This is a genomic window from Bradyrhizobium sp. HKCCYLS20291, assembly GCF_051167715.1.
Lineage (GTDB): Bacteria > Pseudomonadota > Alphaproteobacteria > Rhizobiales > Xanthobacteraceae > Bradyrhizobium.
Map to the genome: position 1 here is coordinate 68,549 of NZ_JBNPTO010000019.1, position 18,314 is coordinate 86,862.

The 18,314-nt window shown below is 67.2% G+C and carries 4 protein-coding genes; all 4 read left to right on the top strand.

What is annotated here, in order from left to right; translation table 11 throughout:
- Nucleotides 1-112 precede the first annotated feature (112 nt).
- The 4 genes from ACQR07_RS30910 (at nt 113) to ACQR07_RS30925 (ending at nt 18,314) form a co-directional block, all read left to right on the top strand.
- Nucleotides 113-664, top strand: a complete 552-nt coding sequence (locus ACQR07_RS30910; protein WP_434867578.1) for an MbtH family protein — start codon at nt 113-115, stop codon at nt 662-664.
- Nucleotides 665-968: 304 nt separating this feature from the next.
- Nucleotides 969-4,850: an AMP-binding protein gene (locus ACQR07_RS30915; RefSeq protein WP_434905848.1), complete on the top strand. Its 3,882-nt coding sequence runs from the start codon at nt 969-971 to the stop codon at nt 4,848-4,850.
- Nucleotides 4,847-11,635: a type I polyketide synthase gene (locus ACQR07_RS30920; protein ID WP_434905849.1), complete on the top strand. Its 6,789-nt coding sequence runs from the start codon at nt 4,847-4,849 to the stop codon at nt 11,633-11,635. Before ACQR07_RS30915 ends, ACQR07_RS30920 begins: the two co-directional genes overlap by 4 nt.
- Nucleotides 11,619-18,314: an amino acid adenylation domain-containing protein gene (locus ACQR07_RS30925; RefSeq protein ID WP_434905850.1), complete on the top strand. Its 6,696-nt coding sequence runs from the start codon at nt 11,619-11,621 to the stop codon at nt 18,312-18,314. Before ACQR07_RS30920 ends, ACQR07_RS30925 begins: the two co-directional genes overlap by 17 nt.

Genomic DNA, 18,314 nt, shown 5'->3' on the forward strand with positions numbered 1-18,314 from the left:
CTTGCCGAGCTCCCGGCGATGTTGACGTACAACATTGAGGTGAAAGGCCGGCCGATCACCGGATCATCCTCGTTCTCAACGGCTTTGTCGATCAGGAGCACCGATGTCCAGCATGTCCGCCGAGCCGCGTTACCTCGTCGTCATGAACCACGAGGAGCAGTACTCGATCTGGCCCGAAGGGCGTGAGATGCCGCCGGGCTGGCACGCCACGGGAATGGCGGGAACGAAGCCGGAATGCCTGGCTCATATCGACGAGGTCTGGACGGACATGCGGCCTCGCAGCCTGCGCGAGCAGATGGCCAACCCGGGTCCCGCGCCGACTCCGATTGCCATGCCGGAGGGGCCGACCGTCGTGGAAACTCTCAGCCGTGGCGATCATCGCGTGGAGATCGTCGGTCTCGGCGACGATCCGTCACGGCGGCTGCGCGAACGCATCGAGCTCGGACATGTGATGGTGCGGTTTCCGGAAACGCGCGGCGGCACCGAGCTCGGCATCCGGTTCGATCCGAAGACGCTCGAGCTGGCCGGCTGCGACTTGGAGTCGCGCCAGGGCATGTTGGCGCTGCAGGGCAAACTCACGCTGGATGGCACACGCGTGTGTGTTCACGCCAAGATCGACGTCGCTGAACTGGCCGGCCGGGGCTGGCTCGAAGTGCTGAACTAAGCTCCGGGTCGATGCCTCTGCGCGCATTGCGAGGCGCTCGCAGACCTTGCAGCGGACTTGGCGAAGGACGGCGCCGGCTGGACGAGGCGCTGGAGCCATCTCCAGCGGACTATCAACGTCCGCAATCGACTCGTCGCATCTCCCCTGTGTCTTCGACGATCAGGTGGTTGCGGGTGACCGCGTGATCGATTCGCGACGTCGCTTCGTAACAGCGGGCCGATCTCAATCGTGGACGAAGGCGCGCGAACATTGACGTTGTTAGTACCCATGATATACGTGATCTGATTTTGGGGAATTTGTTTTCATGCATTCCCGCCGCCCTCAGATTTTCGTCGACATTTTGCGGGGGCACGCGGTTGCTCACACCAAAAGTCCCGCGATCACGTTCCTCGGCGATGACGGCGACGAGCAGACGTGGAGCTATGGCGAGCTCGACGCGCGCGCGCGTGCGATGGCCGCCGCTCTGCTCGATGTGACGCAGTCCGGGCAGCGCGCGCTGTTGTTGTGTCCGCAGGGGCTCGAATTCGTCGCCGCCATTCTCGGCTGCTTCTATGCCGGTGTCGTTGCCGTTCCCGCCTATCCGCCGGCAAATGCGCGCCATTGGCCGAGGCTCGCGCGAATCCTCGCGGACTCGCAGGCCAGCGTCGTGGTGTCGACATCTGGCGCGAAGGCCCGAACCGAGGCCTGGCTGGAGGGGATGCGCCGCGACGGAGCAGCGGCAGGCGCACTGCTGATCTGTGAGGATGTCGATCTGCAATTGGCCGACCGGTTCGTCGGGCCCGAGCTGTCGCCTGAAAACTACGCGTTCCTGCAATATACGTCGGGATCGACGATGTCGCCCAAGGGGGTCGTCGTCACGCACGCCAATCTGTTGGCGAACCTGATCATGATCCGCGACAGTTTCGGACTGACGAGCCGTTCGGATACGGTGAGCTGGCTTCCTGTCTTCCACGACATGGGGCTGATCGCCAGTCTTCTGGAGCAGCTGTTTCTTGGCGCGCGCGCGGTGCTGATGGCCGCGCCGACGTTCATCCGGCGACCCGCGACATGGCTCGAAGCCATCACGCGCTTCCGTCCCGATTGGGTCGGGGCGCCCAACTTCGGATATGCGCGTTGCGTCGAGGGCGTCAGCGAGGAGCAGCGGCGTGGGCTGGACCTGTCGTCCGTGCGCGTTGCCTATTGCGGCTCGGAGCCGGTCGATTCCCGCGTCGCAGACGCGTTCGCGGCCGCCTTTGCTTCGAGCGGCTTCGATCCCAAGTCGTTCCATCCTTGCTACGGCATGGCCGAGGTGACCTTGTTTGCCGCCGGAAGTGAACCCGGCAGCGGCGGCCGGCGTATTCACCTCGACGGCGCCGCGCTCGAGCGACGCCAAGCCAAGCGGGTCGACGCGGCAACGCCGGGCGCGAAGGTGTTGTTCTCATGCGGTAGGCCGCCACGCGGCGAGACGCTGCGCATCGTCGATCCCGACAGCTGTCGGCCGCTTCCGGATGGGGACATCGGCGAAATCTGGCTGGCCGGTCCGCATGTTGCGCTTGGCTACTGGCGCAATCCCGAGCAGACGCGGGCATCGTTCGGCGCGAAGCTGGCAGGCGAGGGCGACGGCGAGAGCTACTTGCGCACCGGCGATCTCGGCTTTGTCGAGGCCGGCGAGGTCTGCGTGACCGGTCGCATCAAGGACCTGCTGATCATCCGTGGCCTCAATCATTATCCACAGGACATCGAGCGCACGGTCGCGGCCGCGCATCCGAGCCTGCAGCCGGCGGATTCGGGCGCGGCGTTTGCGATCTCGCGCGACGGCACCGAGCAGGCGGTCGTGGTGCACGAGGTGCGCCGCACGGCGCTGCGCCAGCTCGATGCAGGGGAGGTTGTCGGCGCCATCCGCGAGGCTGTCGCGCAGGAGCACGGGCTCGCCCTCGCGGCGGTGGTGCTGCTGCAGCCGCCGACTTTGCCGCGGACGTCGAGCGGCAAGGTTCAGCGCCGCGAATGTGCCCGCGCCTTCGCGGCCGGCGAACTGGCCGAAGCGTATCGCTGGGAAGCGCCGGCGCTGCGCGTCGGACAGTCCGGCAGCGAAGCTGCGTCAGGCGCCCGTGAGAAGTCCGAGAGGCCCGGCAGCGCCGAGCGAGCCGATCGCGTGATCGGCTGGTTGCGCGACTATGCGGAGACGCGGATCGACTCCCGCCTCATCGACGAGCGCCGTGCGATGTCGCCTCACATCGTGCTCGATTTCGGCCGCATGGGCCTGCTCGGCATGCGGGCTTCGCAGGAGATCGGCGGTCTCGCGCTGTCGTATCGCGACATGCTTCGCGTGCTGCAGCAGATCGCAGCGATCGACACCACGATCGCCGCGTTCGTGGCGGCGCATAATGTGCTGGGTGTTCAGCCCGTGCTTCGCCATGGCACGGAGGCGCAACGCCGGCTGCTGTTGCCTGATCTCGCGCAGGGACGTCAGCTCGGAAGCTTCGCATTCACGGAGCCCGCGGCTGGCTCCAATTCGGCGGCGATCGCGGCGACGGCGGTGGAGAACGACGACGGCACGTTCACGCTGAACGGCAGCAAGCGCTGGATCGGTACCGCGGCCTGGGCCGGCACCATTCATGTCTTTGCCCGCGTCATCGATCGTGCCGGCGTGAACCGCGGCGTCACCGCGTTCACGCTCGCGCAGCACACGCCAGGACTCGTTCAAGGGCCCGAAGAACTGACGGTCGGCCTGCGCGGGATGGTGCAGAACTGCGTCGAGCTGCGCGACGTCAGGGCCACTGCGGCCGATGTGCTCGGCGAGATCGGGCGCGGCATGCAGATCGCCCAGGGCATTCTGCAGCTGGGGCGCGCATGCACGGCTGCGGTCTCGGCAGGGGTGCTGAAGCGCAGCGCCCAGCTCATGGTGCGCTATGCCGGCCGGCGACAGATTGCGTCGGGACGGCTGCTCGACAACATCATGTCGCGCGACCGGTTGACCGCGCTGCTGGTCGAGGTGATCGCGCTCGAGCAGTTCGTCGACGCCCTCGCCGGATGGCTCGACGCGGGACCGGACGTGCCTGCGGAGATCTATGCGGCGATCAAGGCGCTCTCGGCGGAGGCCGCCTATCGCGGCGTGGACAGCCTCGTCCAGATGCTCGGCGGGCGCGGCTATATCGAGACCAATCTCGCGCCCCAGATGCTGCGCGACGTTCGCCTGCTGCGCATCTTCGAAGGACCGACCGAGACGATGCAGATGTTCGTCGGCAGCCGTGTCGCTGCCGGCAGCGCGCCATTGCGATCCTTCCTGAGAGATCATCTGAAGGCTCGCCAGCTCGGTGAGGCGCTCGATGACGCGGCACGGCGGCTCGTTCAAACGAATGTCGATGTGCAGCGTCGCGTCGCGCTTCTCGCCGAGCTCGGCTGCTGGACGGTGTGGTGCGCCGTGCTCGATGTCGCAAAGGACGTCGGTGCCGCGGCGTCAGATCCGCTCGCGGCGCGCGCGCGCGACTGGACCGGGCAGCGCCTGGCCCTCGCGGCCAAGGCGATCGACGACGCGATGGCCGGTGCCACACCCGAGGCGCTTGAGGTCACCGAGATTGAAGCTGCGGTGGCACGGTTCGCTGGTGACATCGGCGATCACGAACAGCATCGGCCCGGCGTCGTCGATCAGATCGATCCGCTGTTGCGGCGGGAGGACCGCCCTGTCGAGATCACGAGCACGCAGCCGTCGGCGCTCGCGCACGCGCCGAGCGTGAAGGTCATGCCGCTGCAAGGCGTGCTGGGCGCGGCGTTGCAGACGCGCGCGATGGTCAGTGCTCCAGGCGCTCCGGACCAGCTCGGAATCGAGCGCTGGCTGCAGCAGTGGATTGCCAGACGCGCCCAACTGGACATCGCGAGCGTCGACAGGCGACGTACATTTGCGGATTTTGGCCTGGACTCTGTCACCTCGGTCGAACTCGCGTCCGATCTGGCGCAATTCGTCAAAGCAGAGGTGTCGCAGACCGCTGCATGGGATTACCCCAACATCGAGACGTTGGCGCGGGCCACGGCCGAAAGCCTTGTTGCGCGGGCAGGCAGCGATGTCCCGGCTCGCGCGCCGAGCGACCGGCGCAGCATGGCGATGCCGACCAGAGCCCGCGTCGCCGCGGTCGATCTCGACGGATTGTCCGAAAAGGAGCTCGCTGCGCTGTTGTCCGCGGAGATCGATGGCCGGGATCGCCGGCCATGATGGATCGGCGCGGACTTGCACCTGAGGGCGAAGCCCGGCAGGCGGAACGACCTATTCACGATGTGCTGCGGCTCGCCTATGAGCAGATCCGTTCGCTGCGCGTCGAGCTCGCCGAGCGCGATGCGGCTGCGAGCGAGCCGATCGCCGTCGTGGGGATGGGCTGTCGCTTCCCGGGCGGTGCGCGCGACGCCACGAGCCTGTGGCGCTTGCTGCGCGATGGGGTCGACGCCGTCGGCACCGTGCCGCGCGCGCGGTTCGATGCTGATGCGCTCTATGACCCCGATCCCGACGCTCCAGGCAAGATCCTGAGCCGTAGCGGCGCCTTCATCGAGGATGTCGATTGCTTCGATTCCGAGCTGTTCGGGATCTCCCCGCTCGAAGCGGCGAACATGGATCCGCAGCAGCGCGTCCTGCTGGAGGTCGTCTGGGAGGCGCTGGAGGATGCCGGATACGATCCGCTCGGCCTGACCGGCAGCCGCACCGGCGTCTATGTCGGGATGATGTACCAGGATCACTACGCCCGTCAGCTGCGCGAGATGGGGCGTGACGAGATCGGCGCCTATCTCGGCACGGGTGCGACCTTCAGCGCGGCCGCCGGCCGCGTCTCGTATGTGCTCGGTCTGCAGGGCCCGAGCATCGTGGTCGACACCGCATGCTCGTCGTCGCTGGTGAGCGTGCACCTGGCCTGTCAGGCGCTGCGCAACAACGAATGCGACATCGCGCTCGCGGGCGGCGTCAACGTCATGCTCGTTGCCGAGCCGACGATCAACCTGTCGCGCGCGCGCATGATCTCGCCGAGCGGCCGATGCCGGACCTTCGATGCGGCTGCTGACGGCTATACGCGCGGGGAAGGGTGCGGCGTCATCGTATTGAAGCGGTTGTCGGCGGCCGAGGCCGACGGCGATCGCATTCTCGGCCTAGTGCGCGGTTCGGCCGTCAACCAGGATGGCCGGAGCAATGGCTTCACGGCGCCGAGCGGCGCCGCGCAACGCGCCGTCTTCCGCGATGCCTTGGCTGCAGCCGGCGTGACGGCGGCCGATGTCGGCTACGTCGAATGTCACGGCACCGGCACGCCGCTCGGCGATCCGATCGAGGTCGGCTCGATCGGAGATGTCTATGGCGACCGGCCCACGGAGCGCCCGCTGGCGCTGGGAGCGGTGAAGACCAATTTCGGTCATCTGGAAAGCGCCGCGGGGATCTGCGGTCTGATCAAGACGCTGCTGGTGCTGCAGCACGGCGAGATTCCTCCGAGCCTGCATCTGCGCGAGCTCAACCCGAAGATCCGGCTGACTGGCCGGCCGATCCAAATTCCAACGGCGCCGACGCCCTGGTTCGGCAACGGCCCGCGGCTCGCGGCGGTCAACGCCTTCGGCTTCGTCGGCACCAATGCGCAGGTGATCCTCGAGGCTGCGCCCGTCGACATGAAGCCGGCAAGGCCGATCACGAGCAGGGATGCTGCTGCAGTCCCCGGGACGAGGACGTCGGCGATTGCCGATGTGTCGGGCGAACTGCCGCGCGGACAACATTGGGTGTTGCCGCTGTCCGCAACCGGCCCGGACGTGCTCGATGCGCTGTGTATGCGCTACGCCGATCGTCTCGCGCAGGCTCGTCGGAAAGAATTGGCTGATATCTGCTTCACCGCGAGCACCGGACGCGCTCATCTGCCCGAGCGGGTCGCGATCGTCGCAGCCGATGCGGCGGAGATGTCCGAGTTGCTGCGTGAAGGCGCCTCAGGTCGCGCTGCGCGGATTGTGCACGGCCATGCCCCTCGCGAGGCCGTCCGCCCGGTGCTGCTGTTCACGGGACAAGGCTCGCAATATGCCGGCGCCGGCCGCCGGCTCTATGCTTCTCAACCGCGCTTCCGCGACGCGCTCGATCGTTGCTTCGAGGTGCTGCGCGAGCAGATCGGACTATCGCTGACCGATCTGCTGTTTACCGAGCCGGGCTCTGCACAGGCGGCTCTGCTCGATCAGACGCGCTACACGCAACCAGCACTGGTCGCGTTGCAATTGGCGCTGCTCGAACTCTGGCGGCACTGGGGTGTCGAGCCGGCGGCCGTGCTCGGACACAGCGTCGGTGAAATCTCTGCGGCGGCCGCCGCCGGCGTGCTGACGCCGGAGGATGCGCTGCGTCTGGCCGCGATCCGCGGCAGCCTGATGCAGGAGCTGCCGCCGGGCGGCGGCATGGCGGTGGTGTTCGCCCCGGCGAGCTGGGCGCGGCAAGCGGTCTCGGCATTTCCGGAGACGCTCGCCGTCGCCGGCTTCAATGCGCCGGGAGAGAACGTGATCTCCGGCCGGCTCGAGGATCTTCTCGTCGTCATCGATCAGGCACAGGCGGAAGGGATCGAGGTCAAGCGACTGGCCGTCTCGCATGCCTTCCACTCGCCGCTGATGCGCCCGATGGTCGCGCGTCTGCGCAGTGCGCTTGCCGGGATCAGCATGCAGGCGCCCGTCGTGCCGCTGGTGTCGAACCTGACCGGCCGTTTCGTGACGCCCAACCATATCGCGCAGCCGGACTACTGGTGTGAGCACGTGCTGGCACCGGTTCGCTTCGAGGACAGCGTGCGGACATTGGCAGCGGCCGGCTACACACACGCGCTCGAGCTCGGGCCGCAGCCGACGCTGGCTGGCTTGGCGATGCAGACCGTGCCTGAGCTGACCGCCTGTCCGACTTTGCGGCGTGGCCGCGACGATGACGAGACGGCGTGCTTGGCGCTCGCTCGTCTTCACGTCGATGGTGTTGCGATCGACTGGCGCGCCGTGCATGCGGGATCCGACAGGCATCGCACCGATGCGCCGCGTTACCCGTTCCGGCGCGAGCGTCACTGGCTTTATCCCGAGGAGGATCGCAGGCCGGTCGAATTTGCTGTGTCGCGTGGTCGTGGCTCCGAGCTGCTGCTGGGTGAGCGCGTCGATGTGGTGGGGAGCCCCACTGGGACACAGACTTGGGAGATCGACGCCGACCTTTCCCGGCGCCGCTATCTCAGTGAGCACGCGCTGCTGGGACGCTCGATCTGGCCGGTCTCGGCACAGATCGAGCTGGCGCTCGAGGCGGTGCGCGCCGGCCTGTCGGTCGAGTGCTGCGAGGTCGAGGACATCGAGCTGGTGCGCACGCTCTATGCGGAGGATCCCGCAGCCCAGCGCATCCAGGTTCAGCTCGAGCAGCGGCCGGGAGGTTCGGCCTCGCTCAGCGTCCATGCGCGCCGTGTTGGTGACGACGCGATCGGATGGCAGCTTCACACCCGCGCCCAGGTGCGGCTGCGGCGCGCTGGCGCTGTGCAGCGATCTGCGACGACGGCGCGTGATGGAGCGTCCGTAGTTGCTGCTCGCACGCAGGCCGCGCTCGAATTCTCGATGATGTTCTTCGCGGCGATCGAATCCGGCGAGCCGGCCGACCGCTACGCGCTCATCCTCGAGGCCGCCCGGCGTGGCGATGCGGCAGGCTTCGGCGCCGTCTGGGTGCCGGAACGTCACTTCACGCCGATGGGAAGTCTGTATCCGAACCCATCGGTGCTGCATGCCGCGCTGGCGCGCGAGACGCGCCGCATCCATCTGCGGGCCGGCAGCGTGGTGTTGCCGCTGCACCATCCGATCCGCATCGCCGAGGAGTGGGCGATGGTCGACAATCTGTCGGGCGGCCGCATCGGCATCTCGCTGGCGCCAGGCTGGAATCCCGCCGATTTCCTGCTGGCCTCGGGCAACTACCAGGATCGCTATCGCGATCTCTACGAAGGCGTTGGACGCGTGCGTGCGCTATGGCGCGGCGACCCCGTCGTTGTCGACGGCGCGGAAGGGACCAGGACGGAGGTCCGGGTCTATCCAACCCCGTTGCAGAAGGAGCTGCCGCTGTGGATCACCGCGGCGCGCAATCCGGAATCGTTCCGGCAGGCCGGTGCGCTGGGCACGCACCTGCTGACGCATCTGCTCGATCAGGATGTCGATGCGCTCGCCGAGAAGATCGCGATCTATCGTGCGGCACGCGCCGAGCACGGCCACGACCCGGCTTCCGGCCGCGTCACGGTGATGTGCCACACCTTCGTTGCCGACGATATCGAGACGGTCCGTCGCGTGGCCCGCAAGCCGTTCTGCGACTATCTCAAGGCGAGCAAGCCGCTGCTGCGCGGACTCGCCGAGAGCCGCGGCCAGGACTTCGACATCGACGCGCTCTCCGATGCCGACATGGAGGCGTTCGTCGGCTTTCTCTACGAGCGTTTCGAGGGCACACGTGCGTTGTTCGGCACGCCGGAGAGCTGCCTCGACATGACGCTGCGGCTACGCGCAGCGGGTGTCGACGAGATCGCATGCCTGCTGGACTTCGGTCTTGGTGATCAGGATATCCTGGCCCACCTGCCGCAGCTCGCCGCGCTGCGTGATCTGCATGAGCAGGCTTGTGCGCGTGAGGTGCCGGCCGTTGGAATTGGTGCTGCTCTCGCAACAGACGACGGCGCCTTGCCGCAGTCGGAGTTATTAGTCGAACTCGCCGCCGCCCAGCAAAAATGTCCCGTGGAGTTGCCAGTTGAGGATTTTTATCGCGATCTCGCGGCACGAGGCGTCGAGCTGAAGACAAGTCTGCAGGTGTTGCGTGCGGTGGCTGTTGGCGAGGGCCTCGCGATCGGGCGCCTTCTTGGCCGGGTGCGCGGCAGCCGTGCACACGAGGTCGGCGCCCCCTTCATCGATGGCTGCCTGCAGACGGCGCTGGCCGCGTTGTTGCATCATGTCAAGGCGAGCGATCCAGACGGCATCTTCGTTCCGACGAGGGTGGGCAGCGTGCAGTTGCATCGCCCTGTCGGTGAATGGCCTGAAGACGATATCAACGCGTTTGCGCAGATCGCGCGCGGGTCTGCCGGCTCCTTGAGCGGCAGCGTCGTCGCACGCGATGCGAACGGGCAGCCCTTGCTGTCGATCCGCGACCTCGTCGTCGAGCGGCTCAAGACTGAGGCCGCAGAGGATGAGATCGCGCAATGGGGCTATGAGATCAGTTGGCGCGCCAGCCAGGCTGCGGCAGCGCCCACCCTCATATCCTGCGAGAACTGGATCGTGCTGGCCGATACCAAGGGTGTCGCCGATGCGTGGCTGAGCGCCACGGCTGGCAGGCCACTTTGCGTCCGCCGATTCGAGCAGCAGATCGATCAGCCGGCCGGTGATCCGTTCGCCTGGCTCGAGAAGCTCGATCTGAAGAAGTGCCCCGGCATTCTCTGCCTGTGGCCGCTGGATACGCCGCCGATCTCGGAGCTCGACGGTGAGGCCGTGCTCGCAGAGCAGTCGCGGGGTGTCGCGACCATCGTCGCCCTGGTTCAGGCGGTCGCGCGCCGCGCGGGTTGTTCGACGCGCATCTTCATCGGGACATCGGACGCTCAGGCGGTCCGCGAGGATGACACGGTCGCGGGCTGCGTGCATGCGAGCCTGTGGGGCATGGCGGCGGCCATTGCTCGTGAACACCCGCGGCTGTGGGGCGGCATCGTCGACCTCGATCCCAAGGCGACGCCTGCAGAAGCCGCCGCGGGGATCGCCGCTCTGTTGCGGGCCGCGCCCGGCGAGGATCAGATTGCGCTGCGAGGCGGCGCCTCCTATGTGCGACGGCTCGTCCGCGCGGCGCTGCGTCCCGCCGTCGAAGAGATCGGCGTCAGCGGCGATGGTGCCTACCTGATCGCAGGCGGTCTCGGTGGCCTTGGCCTCACGGTTGCTCGCTGGCTGGTCGAGCAAGGCGCACGGCATCTGCTGCTGCTGGCACGCTCAGTGCGGGATGCCGATGATCCGCTCATCGCCGACCTCACCGCGCGCGGTGCAACCGTGGACTACAAGAGCGTCGACATCAGCGATGCCGCGGCGCTCGCGCGCATCCTCGACGATTGGAAGGCAGCCGGCCGGCCCGCCATCCGCGGAGTCATCCACGCTGCCGGTGTGTTTCACGATCAATCGCTGGAAGCGGTCAAGGCGGCCGATGTCGAGGCAGGCTTGCGCGCCAAGCTGGTCGGGGCTCTCGCCCTGGATCGCGCGCTGGCCGATCAGCCGCTGCAGTTCTTCGTGCTGTTTTCGAGCTTTTCCTCGCTGACACCGCCGGCGGGACAGTCGGTCTACGCCTCGGCCTGCGCCTTCCTCGACGGCCTTGCCGAGCGGCGCCGGGCAAGCGGACAGGCCGCTCTGTCGATCGCTTGGGGCGCCTGGTCCGATGTCGGCTTCGCCACCACGGCTTATGGACAGCAAGCGCATGCGCGCTTGGTCCAGGCAGGCATGAAGCGGATGACACCAGCGCAGGGCATTGCGGCGCTGGCGCGGCTGCTCGGCGATCGCTCACTATCACGCCTCGCTGTGCTGCCGGGCGATCTCGGACTGCTCGCCGAACATGACAGCCACCTCGCAGGATTGCCGCTCCTGCGCGACGTGCTGGGCGAGAAGGCCGGCCGGGCCGCGCCGCAATCTGCGGCCGCGGCAGCATTCCTGGCGAAGCTGAAGCTGGGCGACGTCGAAGAGCAGCGCGAGCTGCTTGCAAGCGCGCTGTGCAACATCGTCGGCGACATCTTGAAACAGCGCCGCGAACGCATCGAAATGAGCCGTCGGCTGACCGATCTCGGACTCGATTCGCTGGTTGCCATGCAGTTCAAGAACCGCGTCGGCCGCGACCTCGGTCTGGATGTCTCGCTGGTCGATCTGTTGCGCGGAGCAAGCATCGCATCCCTCGCAGAGACGCTGCTGATCGGCGTCCGCGTCGACGCTGTCAGGGCGAAGCGGGCTCCTGCCGATGCCGATCAGGGACGAGAAAAGGTACGCGATGAGTTCACGCTCTGATCTGCTGCAGCTGCTGGAGACCTGCGCGCGCCAGGGCATCGATCTCGGCGTCGCCGGGGAGGATCTGCGCGTCAGCGCGCCGGCGGGGGCGGTGACGGCGGAGCTCCGGGACCAGCTGCGCTTTCACAAAGCGGAACTAATCAACTATCTGAACAGGGGACACGCCGCGCCGGCACCCGCGATCGGTCCAGCGCCGGCATGCGCCGACAGGACCCGGCTCTCGCTGGCCCAGCAAAATCTGTGGTTCCTGCATCAGCTCGATCCGGCAAGCCTTCCTGCCTATGTCCTGCGCCAGGCGATCCGCATCGAGGGCGATCTCGATCCCTTGCGCTGGCAGGCTGCGCTCGACATCAGCGTGCAGCGCCACGAAAGTCTGCGGACGACGTTCGATGAGGTCGATGGCCAGCCAGTCGCACGCATACACGCGCGCGTCACGGTGCCGTTTCGCAATGTCGATCTCCGCACGCTTTCGCCGAGCGAGCGCGACGCGGCGCTGGCTGCGCTGATGGACGCCGACGGCCGTCACGCCTTCGATCTCGCCGAACCGCCGCTGCTTCGCGCGACACTGGTCCAGGTGGGTGAGCGCGACTGGTGCTTCCTGGTCTGCGCCCATCATCTCGTCGCCGACGCCTGGTCGGCGGGAGTGGTGCTGCGCGAGATGGTCGATTGCTATCGCGGCACGTCGCTGCCGCCGCCGCGGCTGCAATTCGCTGATGCCGTGCATTGGCAGGCGGATCAGCTCGCCGGGACTGAGACCGACCGCGATCTCGCCTACTGGCGTGAGCATCTTGCCGACGCTCTGGAATTGCAGCTCCCGACCGATCGGCGCGCGCCGGCCGCGCCCGATTATCGCGGTGCGTCGGAGTCGTTCACGCTGCCAGCGGATGTGTCCGACGCGCTGGCTGAGCTTGCACGCCGGCAGGGCGTGACGATGTTCTCGGTCATGCTCGCTGCCTTCGGCTTGTTGCTACAGCGCTATGCGGCGAGCGACGATATCTCGATCGGCACCTCCATTGCCGGCCGCAACGAGCGCGAGCTCGAGGACATCGTCGGCTTCTTTGCCAGCCTGCTCGTGCTTCGCCTCGACCACGGCGGCCGCGACGTTGCCTTTCGTGATCTTCTCACTCAAGTCCACCGTGAGGTGCTGCAAGGCTTCTCGCACCAGGCGACGCCTTTCGATGCTGTCGTGAAGGCCGCCCGCCCCGACCGCGCGGTTGGCCAGAATCCGCTGTTCCGTGTGTTGTTCCTGTTCCTGAAGAGCGACGTCGAACAGCTGTCTCTCCCCGGTCTCCGCTTCAGCGCCGTTCAGATGCCGAGCGTCACGTCGAAGTTCGACCTCAGCCTGCACGTCGAGCAGACGGCGGACGGCTGGCGCGGCCTGATCGAGTACAAGACGTGCTTTTTCAGGCCGGAAACGATCAGGCAGATGCGGGACGGCCTGCTCGCGCTGCTGCAAGCCATCGCACGCAACGATGCCGTTCCGGCCGGCCAGCTTCCGGTCATCAGCTCCGCTGCGCGCATCGAGCTGATCCAGCGGCGCAACGAGATCGATCGCGTCATCGTCCCCGATGAGACTTTGCATGGCTGGTTTGCGCGCCAGGCGCGCCGCTACGCCGACCGCGTCGCGGTCACTGACGGCGATGCGCAACTGACCTATGCCGAACTCGATCGTCGCGCCAACCGTTTTGCGCACAGGCTGTCGGCTTGCGGCATCGGCCGCGAAGATCGCGTCGGTGTCTACCTCGACCGGTCCTGCGACATGATCGTCGCCATCCTCGGCATTCTGAAATCTGGGGCCGCCTATGTGCCGCTGGACCCTGGCGATCCCCCCGCGCATCTGGCCGCGACGCTCGCCGCCAGCCGCACGGCTGTCGTGGTCACGTCGCGCGCCATGGTCCAGCAGCTCGATGTCGGGGAGGTGCAGGCCATCCTCATTGACGCGCCCGGTGCTCCGTCGGCCGCCGATGAGCGGCCGCCCCAGGTCGAGGTCATGCCGGGGAACGCGGCCTATGTGATCCACACGTCCGGCTCGACCGGGCGGCCGCGCGGCGTCGTGGTCAGCCATGGCAATGTCACGCGACTGCTGGCGGCCACACAGTCGTGGTTCGACTTCAGTCGTGATGACGTCTGGACGCTGTTCCACTCCTTCGCCTTCGATTTCTCGGTTTGGGAAATGTGGGGCGCGCTACTGCATGGCGGCCGCGTCGTCATCGTGCCCTTTCTCACCAGCCGGGCTCCGGAGGAGTTCCTCGATCTGCTGATAGAGGAGGGCGTCACCGTGCTGAACCAGACGCCGTCTGCGTTTCGGGCGCTGATTGCCGGCTCGCGCCACGCAGAGCGCACCGCTGCCCTGCAGTTGCGGACCGTGATCTTCGGTGGCGAAGCGCTGGATCCGTCCATGCTGGCGCCGTGGTTCGACGCTCATGGCGACCAGCGGCCGCAGCTCTTCAACATGTACGGGATCACCGAGACCACCGTTCATGTCACGCAGCGGAAGATCACAGAGCAGGACTGCCAGGGCACCAGCCGGAGTCTCATTGGACAGCGCATCCCCGACCTTGCGCTCTACATCCTCGACGACGCCTTGCAGCCCTCGCCGGAGGGTGTTTCGGGCGAGCTCTATGTCGGCGGCGCCGGCGTGTCGCGCGGCTATCTGCATCTTCCCGGTGCCACAGCGGCGCGCTTTGTCCCGGATCCTTACGCCGCCGATCCGGGTGCGCGACTGTATCGCACCGGCGATCTCGCGTGCTGGCGGCCCGACTGTGACATCGAATATTTCGGCCGCTGCGATGATCAGATCAAGCTGCGCGGCTTCCGGATCGAACCCGGCGAGATCGAAGCCGTGCTGACGGCCCATCCTCAAGTGCGCGATGCGGTGGTCGTGGTCCGCGAGGATTCGCCAGGCCGGCGGCAGCTCGTCGCCTATTACCTGGCTGCGGCTACCGATCTCAATATGGTGGCTGATCTACGATTGCGTTGCGAGCAGGCGCTGCCATCGCACATGGTGCCGGTTGCCTTTGTGCCTCTGCCGAGCTGGCCGCTGACGCGCAACGGCAAGCTCGATCGCAAGGCGCTGCCGGCGCCGGGCGGCGCCGCGCGCGCGGCCCCCGGCACGTTTGAGCCGCCTCGCACTGACACCGAACGCGCGATTGCGCGCGTGTGGCAGGATCTGCTCGGCGCGGAACGCGTCGGGCGATCAGACGATTTCTTCGCGCTCGGCGGCGACTCGATGATCAGCCTGCAGGTGCTCGCCCATCTGCGCCGGGCAGGATTCTCAACCTCGGTCGCGACGCTCTATCGCCATCCGCGCGTGGCCGATCTGGCCCTCGCGATCGATGCTGAAGTCGCGCAGGCCGCAGAGCGGCCAGAGCTGACCAGATCGTCGTCGCCTCCGTTCGCTTTGCTCTCTGCGGCCGATCGCGCGCGCATCCCGGCCGGGATCAGCAATGCCTATCCGTTGTCGCGGCTGCAGGCCGGCATGCTGTTCGAGGAACAGCTCAATCCTGCGGACTGTCTTTATCGCGACGTGTTCACGTTCCACGTCCGGCTGCCGCTCGATCTGCAGGCGTGGACCGCCGAACTCGCCGCCGCCATGGCGCAGCACGACGTGCTGCGCACCAGCCTTTCGCTGGATCATTTCGATGAGCAGCTGCAGCTCGTGCACGAGGTTGCGGCGCCGCGTTGCACCGGAGAGGACATCTCGGCCCTCGGTCACGACGCGCAGGAACGGCGGATCCTCGACATCGTCGAGCAGATGCGGCGCACGCCCTATGAGCTCACCGCGGCGCCCTTGCTGCGATTCCATCTGTTGCGGCGTTCTGCTGACGAGATGCAGATCGTGCTCGGCTTCCATCATGTCATCCTCGACGGATGGAGCGTCGCGACCTTGATGACGCAGTTGCTGTCCGGCTACGCCCGTCGCTGCCGCGGCGGCATTGCCTTGAGCGGCAGGCGACCGCCGGTCGCCTTTGCCGAGCTGATTGCGCGGGAACGCGAGGCGATCGCCGCGCCGGTTCACCAGCAATTCTGGGCGGCGGAAGTCGAACGGCTGCCGTCGAGCCGGGTGCCAAGGTCGCCGACCGCGGCCGGGTCTCGCGGCCGCGACATCCGGCTGGTCCCGGTGCCGATCGCGGCCTCGGTCGCGTCAGGTCTGCGCATGTTGGCGGCCCGGGCGGAGGCGCCCCTGAAGAGCGTGCTGCTCGCGGCGCATTTGCGCGTGCTGTCGTTCCTGACCGGAGAGAATACGGTCGCGACCGGCGTGACGATCAATTGCCGTCCCGAAGACGACGGCGGGGAGCGCGTGCTCGGCCTGTTCCTGAACACGCTGCCGCTCCAGCTGTCGCTGGCCGATGCCGGAAACAGTGTCGACCTGGTGCGGGACACATTCGCGGCCGAACGCCGCCTGCTGCCGCACCGGCACTATCCGATGGCTGCGATCAAGACGCTCGCCGGCGGCCGGACCCTGTTCGATGCCGTTTTCAACTTTGTCCATTTCCACGTCTACGAGGCGATCACGCAACAAGGCGGGGTCGAGGTTCTCGGCTACAGGGTGTGGGAACAGACGGACTTCCCCCTGATCCTGCAGGCCAGCGTGCTCCCGTCCTCCGAGACGCTCGAGCTGGTGATGATCGCCGACACGACCGTGTTTCCGGCCGCGCAGCTCGATCGCATGGCCGGTTACTACGCGCGTTGCCTGGAGACGATGGCTACGACCATGGACGCACCATGGTCATCGGTGAGCCTGCTCTCGGACGCGGAGCGGAGTTTTCTGCTGGAGCGCGGGGAGGGGGAGTCGCTTGCGATCTGCGAGGGCATCGCCGCCCCGGCCGGCCTGCACGACCGCTTCATGCTCATAGCGCGCCGTCAGCCGGATGCGATAGCGGTGACGGCCGCGGGTGAAGCGGTGAGCTATGCCGAGTTGGCGAGGCGCAGCGCGCGGCTTGCGCGTCATTTGCGCGAGCTCGGCGTCGTCAGCGAGACGCGGGTCGGCCTGTGTCTGAATCGCTCAATCGACCAGGTCGTCGCCATTCTCGCGGTGTTGCAGGCGCAAGGAATCTACGTGCCGCTCGATCCCGCGCACCCGCCCGCCAGGCTGCAGTGCACCATCGCGGATAGTGCCGCGCTGCTGGTGCTGGCGCATGCCGAGCACGCAGAGATGTTGCGGCCGGCGCGTGTCGTGCTGATGGACGACGATGCGCCGTGGCGTGACATGCCGGACTCGCCTCCGCCTGGGGTGACGAGTCCCGACAGTGGCGCCTACGTCATCTACACCAGCGGATCGTCCGGCCGGCCAAAAGGTGTCGTCGTCTCGCATGGCAATGCGACACGCCTGTTCGAAACCACGGCTACGATCTACACGCCCGCGGCCGAAGACGTCTGGACGCTGTTTCATTCCTATGCGTTTGATTTCTCGGTGTGGGAGATCTGGGGCGCGCTGCTCCATGGCGGGCGTCTCGTGGTGGTGCCCCAGCACACCAGTCGTGCGCCCGGCGAGTTTCTCGACCTGGTCGAACGCGAGCAGGTGACGATCCTCAATCAGACTCCGGCGGCATTCGCTCAGCTCGCGGCTGAGGACGCGCGGCGTGACAGCTCTGGCATTTGTCGGCATCTCGCGTTGAGGCACGTGATCTTTGGCGGCGACGTACTGCACGGCGCGACGCTCGCGGACTGGATCCGGCGCCGTGGCGACGCGCAGCCGGTTCTGACCAACATGTACGGCATCACCGAGACGACGGTGCATGTCACCCGTCGGCGCATCCGCGCAGCCGATGCGTTCGAGGTTCGCGGCAACATGATCGGCGTGCCTATCCCGGACCTCGGTGCCTATGTCATGAACGCGGACGGACAGTTGGTGCCGGTCGGCACGGCCGGTGAACTCTATGTCAGCGGCGCAGGTGTGGCGCGCGGCTATCTCGGGCGCGGTGGGTTGACGGCATCGCGCTTCGTCCCGGACCCGTTCCGCGCCGGCCGTCTCTATCGAACCGGAGATGCGGCTCGCTGGCATGAGAGCGGCGAGCTGGAGTTTCTCGGTCGGCTCGATGGCCAGATCAAGGTGCGCGGCTTCCGCGTCGAGCTCGGCGAGATCGAGCAGGTGCTCCGCGCCGTAGGGGGGCGCGACGCCGTGGTGCGGCAGCAGGGCGAGAGCGGACGGCTCGTGGCGTATTGCGTGCCGGCCGCGGGGCAAGCGCTCGATGCGCGCAGCCTGCGCAAAGGATGCGAGGCGCTGTTGCCCGACTACATGGTGCCAGCGGCCTATGTGATGCTCGACGCGCTGCCGCTGACGATCAACGGCAAGCTGAACGCCGCGGCGTTGCCGCCGCCCGATGACGGCGCGCTGCTGACGACGAGCTTCGTGGCGCCACGAAATGCCGTCGAGGAAGGCCTGTGTGAGATCTTCAGATCGGTGCTCCAGATCGAGCGGGTCGGCGTCGAGGACAGCTTCTTTGCGCTGGGCGGGCATTCGCTGCACGCGACGCAACTGCTGTCCCGCACCAGGCAGGTGTTCGGCATCGATCTGCCGCTGCGCGCCGTGTTCGAAGCGACCACGGTCGCACAACTCGCGCAGCGCATCGCCGAGCTCGGGGCAACGGCCGCGGCAAGCCCGGACGCCCGTCTGTCCGGAACGGAAGAGCGTTTGCGGCCACGGCGCCGGCAGCGTGCGACTCTCGATGGCCGGTAA